Source organism: Microcoleus sp. MON1_C1 (genome assembly GCF_036701945.1).
Classification (GTDB): Bacteria; Cyanobacteriota; Cyanobacteriia; order Cyanobacteriales; family Microcoleaceae; genus Microcoleus.
The window spans coordinates 120591-133768 of sequence record NZ_JAUBRO010000010.1 but is presented as its reverse complement, the minus strand read 5'-3'; the positions used below and the strand labels follow the sequence as shown (position 1 = coordinate 133768).

Here is a 13178-nt window from a genome sequence, read left to right as displayed (position 1 = left end):
GGCTATGAAATCGTTAATACTTTCTGAGCAACCAGTCATTCTCGAAAAACCAGCGATTTGGTCGCACTTGTTTTTGTGGATGATCATGCTGATGACCACTTCTGCTGTAGTTTGGGCTTATTTTGCTAGCGTAGAGCAAGCTGTCCCCGCTGTCGGCCAATTAGAACTCAAAGATGGTGCTAGAGACATCCAAGCACCTGCTACGGGCGCTGTGGTGAGACTTCACGTTGAAAATGGCGATCGTGTGGAAAAAAACCAGCCTCTGCTCACTTTCAACCCCCTTGCACCTAGTGCCGATTTAACATCGATACAGAAAACTAAAGAAGCTCTGGAAAAGGAAAATAAATTTTACGAAGATGTTGTCAACGGCAAAATTCAAGGCCCTGTTCCTTCTAACCTAGAATCAACAATCAAGGACAGACAGAGCCTCACGGCACAAAATCAAGTGCTGCAAGCTTTGATTGACGAACTGTACCTCAATCGGGGAGCTAGCGGAAATTTTGATGCAGCCCAGCAAGGACTTTATGTTAATTATCGATCGGAATTTCTGTCTCGCGTTGCTGCTGCTCAAGGCCAAGTTCAGGAGTTGGAAAAACAACTGAAGCAAGCTCAGGATGCTGAGAAAGCCGCCGGCGATCAAATGACAGTGGCACAGCAACAATTGGGTTTTGCCCAGAACCAATTAAATTATGCTCAGCAGCAGTTAGCTTCTTCGCAAGAGCAAGTAAAATCAGCCCTAGCTCAGAAAGATTTGGCCCAAGAACAGTTAGCGAAATCCCAACAAGTATTGAAGTCGAATCAAAACATTCTAGGCAGACTCGCCCCCTTGGTGGAGGAAGGAGCCATTGCTGAACTGCAAAAAGAACGTCAAGAACAAGATGTTTTCAGAGGCCAAAGCGAGGTTCTCAAACAGCAAGATCAAATCAAGCAGCGGGAAGGTGAAATCAACTCTCGCAAAGGCGAAATTAACACGCGCCTCGGTGAAATCAATACGCGCCGAGGCGAAATTAACGCGCGTCAAGGTGACATTCAAAAAATTACTGCTGAAATACAGCGTCACCAAGGAGAGCAAGCGCGCATTCAGGAGTCTATCAACCGCGCCCAAGAACAGTTAAAAAACACCAAGGATTCCTGGGCGAAAGAACTTTATACCAAAATTGCTGAAAACCAGAAACAAATTGCCAGCAGCGATTCTCAGCTAAGTCGCTTCAAAGTGGAAAACCTGAAAAAGCTGTCCGAGGTGAACGCTCAGCTAGAAAAGGCTCAACAAAACCGCGACACTCAAGTGATGAAGGCTCCCGTATCGGGTGTAATCTTTGATTTGAAGCCTTCTACGAAGGAGAAAGCTAAGTTGGATATGGCGAAAGATCCGATATGCCAATCCATTATTAATTCGGTGGTGAAACCGGGCGAACCGCGCCCAGCACGCTGCGAAGAAGCTTATTACGAAGCGCAGCAAACTGAAAAGCTGCTCAAGGTTTTGGATGACGAAAACGGTCTGGAAGCAGTTGTTTACCTGGAAAACAGCAATGTGGCTCTGGTATTGGATGCTTTGAGACAGAAGCGGGCCAAATTGGAGAAGTATCACGGCAAGCAATTAGACGGAGAAAAGATTGACTGCGAAACAGGTAAAACTTGCGTTTGTCCAGAGAAGGAAGTTAACAGAGAGAAACTGGGTTTGACGAAATACCAATGCGTGCCTGTGGAAGTGAATGTAGAAGCTTTCCCGGCGATGGAGTTTGGTACTGCTGAGGGTGAAGTGATAGAGATTAGTAGCGATGCTGAGCCTCCTACTGAACTGCGGAAATACTACGCTTTCAAAACCAAAATTAAGCTCAAAAATCAGAAGTTTGTTTTGAACAAGGGCAAGGCAAATGAAGTGGAGGTTAACTTGCAGTCGGGAATGTCCGTGAGTTCTAATATCAATATCGGCAAGCGGACTGTTTTGCAGATGTTTATCAACCGATTTACAGGGAAAATGGATACGTTCAAGACTATTAAGTAATTCGATTAACCGCTATCAAGAAGTAGGGTGCGCCTAGCGCACCTTACCGCTATAAGTAAATACTACCTCCTCGATCAAATTAGGTGGTTAAAACCCCTCAAAAGTCTAACTTTCGTCGGCGGCTAGACTGAGCTTCGCCGAACGTCCTTCGCTGAGAAAAAAATAAAGGGTATTTAAGCCGGGTTGATATAAAATGGTGATGGAAATCGGTGCGATCGCACTTTCATGAAAAAAATCATCTTATTTACTTTATATCTAATTCCTGTCCTCTTCTTAATCGGATTTGTAGCGAATTTTAGCGTTAACGTTCCCGTTGATGACGAGTGGAGGTTAGCTAGCCTTTTTGAAAAAATAGCTGCGGGAAATGTAACGTTTAACGATTTTTGGGCTTTGCACAGCAACCACCGCATACTTTTCCCTAAAATAATTATTGCGGTGCTGGCTTTTGCTTCCCGATGGAATATTAATTATCAGTTGTGTCTCAGCATAGGTTTGGCTGCGATAACTTTTATCGCTATGTACAAGTTATCCTCGATGCCAGTTAAGAATATCGCGGATGATCTGTGGCATTTAGCTAATATTTTAACTTGTATTTTGGTTTTCTCTCTAGTTCAGCACGAAAACTGGCTTTGGGGGTTTCAATTAGCTTGGTTTTTCGTAAATTTGTGTTTTGTAACTGCGGTTTATGCGCTGGTTTCACCTCACAAATTAGTGCCTAATATTAGAATCTCTATTGCTGCTGTCTTCTGCTTTGTTGCGAGTTTTTCGCTCGCTCAAGGCTTGCTGTCTTGGTTGGCTGCGATTCCGGCTGTGGTGGCTTTGGAGGGAAATACAGCGCAGAAACGAAAAAGAGCGATCGCATGGATGCTGCTGTTTGTGGCAACTTGTGCTGTTTACTCAATAGATTATCATCCTAGTCGGAAAGCAAGTATTATTTCATTGTTGAATAAGCCGCTTGTGGTTATTGATTACTTTTTAAGCTTGCTGGGCTCGCCAATTGTTCGCTCGCCGGGAATTTCGGCATTTGTAGGATTGGTAATTTTGGCAAATTTTATATTTTTTGTAGTTTATTTTGGAAAAAAAATTGTATCAAGTTCGCTAGCTTCATCTGTGAATGCTAACTTCCAAAAGCAACCTCGACTCCCGGCGATTCCTTCGCCCCTCGGAATCACAGATAGCAATGATATTGCTGAAAGCTATAGCAATCCCAACTCAGTTATGAACGTGGTTCAGGCTGCCACGCTGGACGGGCAAGATGCCCATCCCACAATTCATTTAGGATTACGGCAAGATGCCCATTCCACAATTCCTTTAGGATTGCAATATCAGGCTTTACCTTGGGTGTCAATAGGGTTGTTTTCGGTTTTATCTTCTTTGTTTATTACGGCTGGGAGGGCAGAATTTGGGGCAATTCAGGCGCTTGAATCGTCGAGATATACCACTAATTCGATTTTGCTCTTAATTGCTTTGGTTCAGCTAGGGCAATTGTTTGTTCGAGGTAATTATCAAGAAACACAAGCAACGTTAAGGAGTAATTATAAATTTATTTATCGCGTAGTAGCAGGGGTGTTAATTGCTACAATTATTGTTAATTCTCAACAGGCGATCGCCCAAACTCGATCGGCACTTCTTTACAAACAAGGCGCTCAAGATTGTTTGCAGTTAATTAACTATCTGGAACCCTCGGATTTTTTCAAAAATTCGCCGGAAAGCTGTTTGAGGGTGCTGATCAAAAAAACTTGGCTGGTAAGAGAAGGCGCTGCAATTATCGACCAAATAGGTTGGATCAAGTTCGCGAAAAATATAGAGTTTATTTCTAATACCGAGAAAGTGTACGGCTATTTAGACAAACCTCAAACCAGCAATAAATCCTTGACTGTTAAGCAAAATGATGCTGTCAAGGCTGCTGGTTGGGCGGTTTTGCCAGAAAAATTGCAACAGCCGAATATTGTACTGCTATCTGTCGGGGACAAAAAATCTTTTTTTGCTAACGCTTATGTAAATTTGGACAGTCCGGACATTGCTAAGAGTTTAAAATCTGAGTTATACAATAATGCAAGGTGGGCTGTTGATTTGCCGGATAATAATTTGCCGATCGCCCAAACTGAAATTAAAGCTTGGGTGTATAATCCTGTGGACAACCAGTTTGTCCAGTTGCGCGGAGGATGAGGAGTGAAAATTTCTGTGATTATACCAGCCCACAATGAGGAGGGCTGTTTGTACGGTACTGTGCGGGCGATCGCCCAGACGCTCGATTTAGAAGGCATTCCGCACGAAATTTTGATAGTGAATGACAACAGTGTCGATCAAACTATTGATATTTGCCAGGAGTTGTCAGAGACTTTTCCCACAGTTAGATACATCAACAATCAACCTCCGAATGGTTTCGGATTTGCCGTGCGCCGGGGTTTGGCAGAATTTGACGGAGATGCTGCAGCAATTGTGATGGCGGATGCTTCCGACGATCCGATGGATTTGGTAGCAGGATACCGCAAGCTGCAAGAAGGATATGATTGCGTTTTTGGTTCCCGCTTTATCAAAGGTGGCTTTGTGGTTGATTATCCAATTCACAAGTTAGCAATTAACCGCTTAGCAAACTGGTTTGTCAAAAGTATTTTCGGCTTGCGGTACAGCGATGTCACCAATGCTTTTAAAATTTACCGCAGAGAAGTGATTGAAGGCGTGCAACCGATTTTGAGCCACCATTTTAATTTGACAGTGGAACTGCCTTTAAAAGCAATTGTCCGGGGTTTTTCCTATACGGTGATTCCTCTGAGGTGGTACAATCGGACTGCTGGTATTTCTAAGCTGAAAATAAAAGAGATGGGCAGTCGGTATTTGTTTATTGTCTTGTATGTCTGGCTGGAAAAACATCTCTCTCGCGGCGACTACCACCGGACTAGAAAGATAGCAAAATTAAAAGTGAATGCCTGATAGAATTTTAATTGTTGGTGGTGCGGGTTTCATCGGCAGTTGTTTGGCAATTGGCCTGAAGAAACTGCACCCGGAATGGCAAATAATTTGTTTGGATAACCTGCGTCGCCGGGGTTCAGAATTGAATCTGCCTCGGCTTAAAAGTTGCGGAATTCAGTTTGTTTACGGGGATATTCGCACAGCGGCAGATTTAGATCCAGTTGCACTAAATGCTGACTGCATTATAGATTGTGCTGCGGAGCCTTCTGTGCTGGCTGGTTTTAGTTCGCCTCAGTACGTTTTGCAGACGAATTTACTGGGCACTGTGAATGTTTTGGAGTTGGCGAGACAAACGGGTGCGAGTTTGCTGTTTTTGTCTACGAGTCGGGTTTATCCGATCGCCAGTGTCAAGTCTGTTAAACTGTTAGAGTTGCCGAATAGATTTGCGATCGCCCCTGAGCAAACTTTACCCGGTATATCCGAGTTGGGCATATCAGAAGACTTCCCATTAAAAGGACACCGTTCGCTTTACGGAGCAACTAAATTAGCTTCGGAATTGCTGATTGAGGAGTACAGGGAAGCATACAATGTGCCGGCAATTATTAACCGCTGCGGGTTAATTACTGGTGCTTGGCAAATGGGTAAAGTCGATCAGGGAGTTTGCGGTTTGTGGGTGGCGGCTCACTATTTTCAAAAGTCGCTGAATTATATCGGTTTTCGCGGCAGTGGGAAGCAGGTTAGGGATTTACTGCACGTAGAAGATTTGTTGAGGTTAGTTAATTATCAGTTAGAACATTTTCCTGAATTTGATGGCGAAGTTTTTAATGTTGGCGGCGGTTTGAGCAACAGTCTTTCTTTGGTTGAGACAACTGATTTGTGCCAAAAGATTACGGGTAAATCGATTCCGATTAATCCTGTTTTGGAGGAACGCGCAGGGGATATTCCGATTTTTATTACTGATTCTTCTAGGGTGATGGAGAAAACAGGATGGCGGCCTGTTATTGGGCCGGAAGCAGCTTTGCAGGATATTTATAATTGGATTGCTGCTAATGAGGTGGTTTTAAGTTCCATTTTGTAGGAATTTTTTAACCGCAGAGGCAGGGGGATTAACGCGGATAAACGCAGATGTATCTCTCTGCCTGGATATGACTGGGAATGCCTGTCATGAGGAGCTGCCTCTATTGTTTTTTTTTTGATGCTTTAACAAACATTTGACCACCCAAAAACAGCCACAAAAAAGGTAATTTTAAGTAAAGTTTTAAAAGCCAGGGCGATGTCGGTCTGCCTTTGGTCGAAAATGGCAAAAATCTGGGTATAATTAGGTCGATTTCAAAACCGACGGTTTGTAACAGTTCTTGCAGCGATAAGTGGGTAATTGGTAATTGATGATCGATAAAATCGTAATACTCTTTGAAAGAATATTTAAAATTTGGTTGGACAACTAAGAGGCAACCCCCTGGCTTAAGCGCCTCAAAGCAAAAGGAAATAATTTGGATGAGTTCTTCTTTATTGCGGAGATGTTCAAAAAAGTTAGAGATAAATATTCTGTCAAATTCTTCGCTAAAAGCAGGTTTATCGCCATAATTCAAGACATCAATATTAAGCACCTTCACATCAGGATTTGCAAATAACTTTGAATCTGGATTGAGGTCAATCAAACATTTTTTTTCAGCTCTAATTTGATTTATAAACTCGCAGTAACCGCCGCCAATATCTAAAATTGCTGAGTCGGGAGGAACATAATTTTGTAAAAAATCGTCAATTAAAACTTTCCAGAGTGCGACCTTCGCTTGCATTTGTCGCGAATCAAAGCGGTTGGCATACAATTTTTTGAGATATGTGTCAGTTTTCATAGTAAAATAGCCTAGACTGAGTATGAGCTTATCACTTTCACAGCTAACTATGAATGTTATATCTACCGAAATACCGGAAGTTCTGATCATTGAGCCGAAAATTTTTGGAGACGATCGCGGTTTCTTTTTTGAGAGTTTCAATCACAAAGCTTTTGTCGAAAAAACAGGCGTGACGGCAGAATTTGTTCAAGACAATCATTCCAAATCCTCTAAAAATGTGCTGCGTGGTTTGCACTACCAACTGCAGCAGCCTCAAGGCAAATTGCTGCGGGTAGTTGCTGGCGAAATATTTGATGTAGCGGTGGATATTAGACAAAGTTCGCCGACTTTCGGAAAGTGGGTGGGGTGTTTGGTGAGTGCAGAAAATAAACGGCAATTTTGGGTACCGGCCGGATTTGCACACGGTTTTTTAGTGGTTTCGGAGACGGCTGAAGTTTTGTACAAAACGACAGATTATTATGCACCGGCCCACGAGCGGTGTATCCTGTGGAATGACCCCGATTTGGCGATCGACTGGCCGCTAGATGGTGCCCAACCAATCTTATCAGCTAAAGACCAAGCGGGACAAACCTTCAAAAAAGCTGAAGTTTTTTAACAATGAAAATTTTACTCGCAGGTGGCAGCGGACAGCTAGCTCAAGAATTGCAGCCGATTTTATTATCTTCGGGAGAGGTAATTGCGGTCGATCGCACTCACCTCGACTTATCCCAACCCGAAAGCATCCGTCAAGCAATGGCTGAAATTCAACCGAATTTAGTAGTCAATGCGGGTGCTTACACTGCGGTAGACAAAGCAGAAAGCGAACCGGAATTAGCAAACGCAGTCAACGGTATTGCACCCGGAATTCTCGCAGAAGAATGCGAAAAACTGGGAGCAAGTTTGATTCACTTCTCCACTGACTATGTATTTGACGGCAGCCACGGTTCTGCTTATCTGGAAACAGATTCTACGAACCCGCTGGGAACTTACGGCAAATCTAAATTAGCAGGCGAGGAAGCAATTCGGAAAGCGGGAAACCGACATATTATTATTAGAACCGCTTGGGTTTACGGCAATGGCGGCAAAGGTAATTTTGTCAAAACCATGCTGAGGTTGGGAAAGGAAAGGGAAGAAATTCGAGTAGTAGCAGATCAGATCGGAAGTCCTACTTGGACGGGCGATTTAGCGGAGGCAATTTCGCAAATTATTCCTCGGCTTGGACCAGAAAGTTTTGGGACTTACCAGTACACTAACAGCGGAGTTTGTAGTTGGTACGATTTTGCGATCGCCATTTTTGAGGAAGCAGCACAACTCGGCTTTCCCCTAAAAATTCAGCGCGTAATTCCCATCACAACCTCCGAATATCCGACACCCGCAAAACGTCCCGCTTTTTCTGTCCTTTCTACGGTAAAAATATCAGCACTTCTAGGCACGTATCCTCCCCACTGGCGGCAAGGGCTCAGACAAATGCTGGCAAGAGAAGTGAAATAAAAAATTGAGGAAAACTCAAAACGCGAGGGCGGGTTTTGCTCAGAAATCATCTGTTAGATGCAAAGTTTCTAGGCTAAACCCGCTCCTACTAATTAAAATCTCCCCATGTCTGAATCCATGAAAATCAAGCAACAAGATGTTTTAATTGCCGCATCAGTTTTCGGCATTCTAATACCAGCCTCATATATTTTGTACTTGATATCGCAAGCGGGAGACTTGTCTAATTTTGATTATTGGTGGATGACCTGGAATTTTTACTCAGTAGACGGTTTCTCTACAAATCCTTTTAATTGGATCTTTCGGGCCAACGAGCATTTTGTCTTGATTCCGGCAATTATTTATGGCTTGAATATAGTTGTCACCCAAGGTTCAAATATTGGTTTATGTTTAGTTGCCTGGTTCTTGGCTTGGATTCAGTGCCAGGTATTAATTGCTCTGCTTCCGTTAAATTTGAGGCGTTTTCCTCTGCAATTTATCTCACTACTTCTGTGCATTTCTATTTTTAATTTTACTCCGGCGGCGGCTCACAATTGGATGCGGGGATTCAGCGGCGTTCACTGGATAATTGCTAATTTATTTGTGACTTGTTCGCTATTTTGTTTGCAATCCTATGTGACGCTTTTGTTAAATAAGAGGGAGGCGGAGCCTCTGGATCTTCATTCCCCGGCAGAGCCTGGTAACGAAGAATGGAAACAAAATAAGTGGGTAATTGGCAGCATTATTTTTGGGATTTTAGGCTGTATTAGTTACAGCACTCCTTTAGCTTTGTGGCCGATATTGTGTGCGGCTGCTGTTGTGCTGCGGTTTCCTCGGCGAATAACTTATTTGTATTTCATTGCTTCGATTGCCGTGATTGGCATTTATTTTTTAACTTATAAAACTCCATCTCATCACCCTTCTTTGACTAAAATTAACCCGCTCAAAACTCTTGAATATATTCCCACTTATCTCGGCGGAATTTTTAGCGAAAATATTATTGTTGCTTCAATTATTGGTATAATTGGTTTGATTGCAGTGACTGGTTTTGTGGGTTATTGGCTATTTGTAAAAAAGGTCGATCGCCCGGATTGGCTGCCTTGGCTATCAATCCAACTTTACACGCTGCAAACGGCGTTAATGGCCGCGGTTAGTCGAGCGGGATTTGGCGTCGAACAGGCCACCGCTTCCCGCTACGCCACACTCCCAGCTTTGTTTTGGATGAGCACAATTGTGCTGACAGTATTGTGGGTGCGCGAGTTGCAGCCAACACCGAGAATTCAAGGGCGTTGGCTGACACCGCTGTTTGCAGTCGCCACAGTCGCGATTATTTTTATGTACGGGGTGGGAGGCGAAACTGCAATGGCGATCGCCCGCAGAGCAACCTATCAACCGTTAGTAGCATTATCACTGCAATTAGGCATCACCGACGTAACGCTAATTAAAGACCGCGTAGGCAACAAACCTGCCGCTTTTATCGGATTAATTGACGCATTAAAAACTAACAACTTAGTGCCATTTAACCGAGACATCAAAAAACACAATTTCTGTGCAGCATTAGACACCAAAATAGACCCAAATTTACTGTCAGCGCCCAAAGACGGAGTACCCGGATTTTTTGATACAGTAACTAAACTCGCGCCCGCCGCCTCCAGAGTAATTGGCTGGGTAGGAGACCCCGAAAACAATGTAAAATGTATTGCCATTCTCAACCAAGAAAATGTCGTTCGAGGTTTCGCCATGTCAGGATTTCCGCGCCCAGATTTAGTTAACTTGTTTGGCCCTTCCTACGAATTCGCAGCTTGGAGAGGATACATTCAAACATCACCAACAGATAAATTATTGACAGCCTATGCCTCCTTTAAAAACCGCAAAGGTTGGGTAGCCTTGCGAAACTCCCAAGTTATCAATAAAAACTAAAAAACCTCTCTTTCTCCTCCTCTGCGTCCTCTGCGCCCTCTGCGGTTAATAAAAAAACCTCATTTACAACACCAATGAAATAGAATAGCCCTATGCCAAAACATCTCAGCTTCGTAATCCCAGTTCACAACGAAGAAGCTACCCTCAAATTGCTGTTTGAAAAAATCCAAATTGTCATGTCCCAAACCGGAATTGACAATTACGAAGTCATTTTCATAGATGACGGTAGCCGCGATTATTCCTGGCAAGAAATCACTGATTTAGCGAGCCAACATCCCAAACTAATTAAAGCGATTAAAATGCGCCGCAATTTTGGCAAATCCGCCGCACTTTCAGCAGGATTTCGCAATGCAGCAGGGATAATTATCTTTACTCTTGATGCTGACCTTCAGGATGACCCCGCTGAAATTCCCAAATTTTTACATCACTTAGAATCGGGATTTGATTTAGTTTCCGGTTGGCGAAAACAGCGGAACGACCCGCTTTCTAAAACTTTACCTTCCAAGCTGTTTAATGCCGTTGCGTGTTTGCTGACTGGGGTGCAAATGCACGATATGAATTGCGGTTTTAAAGCTTATCGTAGGGAAGTTTTGCAGTCGATTAAATTGTACGGGGAATTGCACCGCTACATTCCAGCTTTAGCAAACAATTTAGGGTTTAAAATTGGCGAAGTAGTTGTCGAACATCATCCGCGAAAGCACGGAAAATCCAATTACGGCTGGGAACGCTATGCGCGGGGTTTTATTGATTTGTTGACGGTGTTAGCCACGACGCAGTATTTGCACAAACCGGGTCATTTGTTTGGAGGTTTGGGATTGTGTTTTGGCTTGGTTGGAACTGTTTCGCTGAGTTATTTGATAATTATTTGGTTTCTGAATTTGGCGGGGATGAATTTTGGGCCGATCGGGAATCGACCTTTGTTATTTTTTGGGATTTTGTGTACAATTCTGTCGGTGCAGTTGATTTCTTTGGGGATTTTAGCTGAGTTGATGGCGCGGAATGTGGATGCTGATTATGTGGACAAACAAATTAGCGAAATTATTGATGATTCCGGTTTTGATATTTAACCGCTGATTAACGCTGATTAACGCTGATTAACGCAGATAAATCGGATCTTGAAATTGCTTACAGACAAGCAAAGTCTGTCTCTGCAGACTAAGATAAAAGTCTAATTGAGATTTAACAAGTTTTACCAATTACCTATTACCTAATTTTATACAGTATCCATTTGCCTTGTTTGTCGGCGATTTCCCCTTGAATATTTGGATGCCAGTCAGTACGAGTCAGGATATAATCGGCATGATAGTTTCTGGCTACTTTGACTAAATCTGCACTGCTGCGGCGGATAAAAAAGTCATTTCCTCCCCAAATCATTTGCGGGTTTAAGGGAACCCCTAAAACGGTTTCCATGCGAGTTTGCCATTCTTTGATGCCTTTTTCGGTAAAGGGAAAGTTCTTGAAGTTGACGACAATCGCTCTTTCGGAGAAAAACTGGAAGCTGGTAACTGAGGGGGGAATTAATACGCGTGAATCGCGGCTGCTACTTTGCGAAAATCGCACAGCTAATTTGCTTAAGTCGTCTCTGGGAACAGCATTGATATTAACTCTTGTTTGAAATACATTTAATATAGGTTTGGGCAGAATACCTGCTATTCCAAAAACTAATGTGGCGGTAGTTATTAAGGCTAATGTGTGAGTAAGAGTCTGTTTTATAGATGTAGCGAAGGATGTTTGTTCTAAAATAAATGGGAAGGCGAGGATTGAGAAAAGGACTGGGATGCTAATTATTCGATCGCCTATTATTTCCCATGAATCAGTCACCGGATATATCAAGCTGAAAATTACCGTTCCTGCTGCTAAAATCCACAACAATATATTATATCGTTTGGGAAATACGTAATTTTTTGTTTGCCAAACTGAGAATCCTAAGAAAATGATGCCCCGAAAAGGCAAAGTTAGTACAGCTAACATCAACAAGCTAACAGCTATTTGTTTGTCTCTGTCAAGTCGATCTACCGTCAAAGCAACAGCAATAAATATAATTAATTGAGCAAAAGGTACGGTTCTAGCTAACTGTAGTTTGGCGATAAAAGCCACCGGGTAAATTTCTACAAATATGTAATTTAGAAACAGTCCAAAAATGGATGTACCAACAATTATATAAAAATTAACTTTGTCTTCTTTTCGCAATAAATCGGAATTTCTGATGCACAGCAAGCCACCAATTATGAAACATATAAAGTTGAACCAATTCCCGACATCCCAATTTGACGGGAGGATGTGGTGGGGGTTGCGGACTTTCGCATGAATGTAGACAAACTCGGCGTTGCCGATAGTGTGAGTGCTGGTAGTACCTGTTAATAACATCGGTACGTAAACGATACTTGCCATTCCTGCTAAAAGTGCGATCGCCAAAATCAATGTTTTAAACTTCCGCTGTCTTACAGATTCAATAAATAAAACGGGAACCATCATCAGTCCCGGCAACAAACCAACTAAAAATTGCAGCAAACAGCCCAGCCCAAAAAATAAATATCCGGTCAGCCATTTCTGGCGCAAACTAAAGTAAATTCCCCAGATTGCGAAACCCATTGCGAAGGTACTGGGTACTGATTTGGTCGAAAATATCAGGGTGTTACCAACATCTGTAAATGAAGCGGCTATACATAAAAAAGCCATCGCTGCCGCAGGCAGTTTGGAATTAGTATAGATATTGAGAATTGCGTAGCAAGCTAAGATAAATGAACCGAAGGCTAGGAATTGATAAATAAAGTGCGCTAGGGGAATGCTTGTTCCTAAGTTGGCGAGCAAATAGATAATATAATAATAGTAATATCTCGGATTAAACTTAACCATTTCCTGAACGTAATAGTCATTTTTGTACAGTTCAGGATTTAACATAAATTGAATGGGCGGCACTTCTGGGAAGTTGCCTCCAATCGGGAAAAGATAGCCTGTAGCCATCAGGGAACCGATGATGACAAAAGTATACAGAGATAGATTAAAATACCAGTGGGATTTTTGATGTTTTTGCATTGACG

At 42.7% G+C, this 13178-nt stretch carries 10 protein-coding genes; 8 read left to right on the top strand and 2 right to left on the bottom strand.

The features are described from left to right. Positions 1 to 4: 4 nt before the first annotated feature. The 4 genes from QUA62_RS08085 (at position 5) to QUA62_RS08070 (ending at position 5996) form a co-directional block, all read left to right on the top strand. Positions 5 to 2005, top strand: a complete 2001-nt coding sequence (locus QUA62_RS08085; RefSeq protein ID WP_333403374.1) for a chromosome partitioning protein ParA — start codon at positions 5 to 7, stop codon at positions 2003 to 2005. A gap of 225 nt (positions 2006 to 2230) precedes the next feature. Further along, entirely contained in the window at positions 2231 to 4174 is a 1944-nt protein-coding gene (locus QUA62_RS08080; RefSeq protein ID WP_333403373.1) for a hypothetical protein, read from the top strand. A 3-nt stretch (positions 4175 to 4177) separates the two neighbouring features. Further along, complete coding sequence (locus tag QUA62_RS08075) at positions 4178 to 4939, top strand: glycosyltransferase family 2 protein (protein ID WP_333403372.1); 762 nt, start codon at positions 4178 to 4180, stop codon at positions 4937 to 4939. After that, a complete protein-coding gene (locus QUA62_RS08070) occupies positions 4932 to 5996 on the top strand; it encodes an NAD-dependent epimerase/dehydratase family protein (RefSeq protein ID WP_333403371.1) in 1065 nt (354 codons plus the stop codon). The genes QUA62_RS08075 and QUA62_RS08070 overlap by 8 nt, the downstream gene beginning before the upstream one ends. A 100-nt stretch (positions 5997 to 6096) precedes the next feature. On the opposite strand, the gene QUA62_RS08065 is transcribed toward QUA62_RS08070, so the two are convergent. Beyond that, positions 6097 to 6771, bottom strand: a complete 675-nt coding sequence (locus tag QUA62_RS08065; RefSeq protein WP_333403370.1) for a methyltransferase domain-containing protein — start codon at positions 6769 to 6771, stop codon at positions 6097 to 6099. A gap of 49 nt (positions 6772 to 6820) precedes the next feature. Between QUA62_RS08065 and rfbC the strand changes: the two genes are divergently transcribed. The 4 genes from rfbC (at position 6821) to QUA62_RS08045 (ending at position 11204) form a co-directional block, all read left to right on the top strand. Further along, positions 6821 to 7366 carry a dTDP-4-dehydrorhamnose 3,5-epimerase gene (gene rfbC, locus QUA62_RS08060; protein WP_190656722.1) on the top strand — a complete coding sequence of 182 codons (546 nt, stop codon included), beginning with the start codon at positions 6821 to 6823 and terminating at the stop codon, positions 7364 to 7366. A gap of 2 nt (positions 7367 to 7368) precedes the next feature. Further along, positions 7369 to 8241, top strand: coding sequence for a dTDP-4-dehydrorhamnose reductase (rfbD, locus tag QUA62_RS08055; RefSeq protein ID WP_333403369.1), 873 nt, complete (start codon positions 7369 to 7371; stop codon positions 8239 to 8241). Between the two features lie 105 nt (positions 8242 to 8346). Beyond that, entirely contained in the window at positions 8347 to 10137 is a 1791-nt protein-coding gene (locus QUA62_RS08050; RefSeq protein ID WP_333403368.1) for a hypothetical protein, read from the top strand. 92 nt (positions 10138 to 10229) lie between these two features. Next, positions 10230 to 11204 carry a glycosyltransferase family 2 protein gene (locus QUA62_RS08045; protein WP_333403367.1) on the top strand — a complete coding sequence of 325 codons (975 nt, stop codon included), beginning with the start codon at positions 10230 to 10232 and terminating at the stop codon, positions 11202 to 11204. A 136-nt stretch (positions 11205 to 11340) separates the two neighbouring features. Here QUA62_RS08045 and QUA62_RS08040 read toward each other — a convergent pair whose 3' ends face one another. Next, a complete protein-coding gene (locus QUA62_RS08040; RefSeq protein ID WP_333403366.1) occupies positions 11341 to 13173 on the bottom strand; it encodes a DUF6798 domain-containing protein in 1833 nt (610 codons plus the stop codon). Between the last annotated feature and the right edge of the window lie 5 nt (positions 13174 to 13178).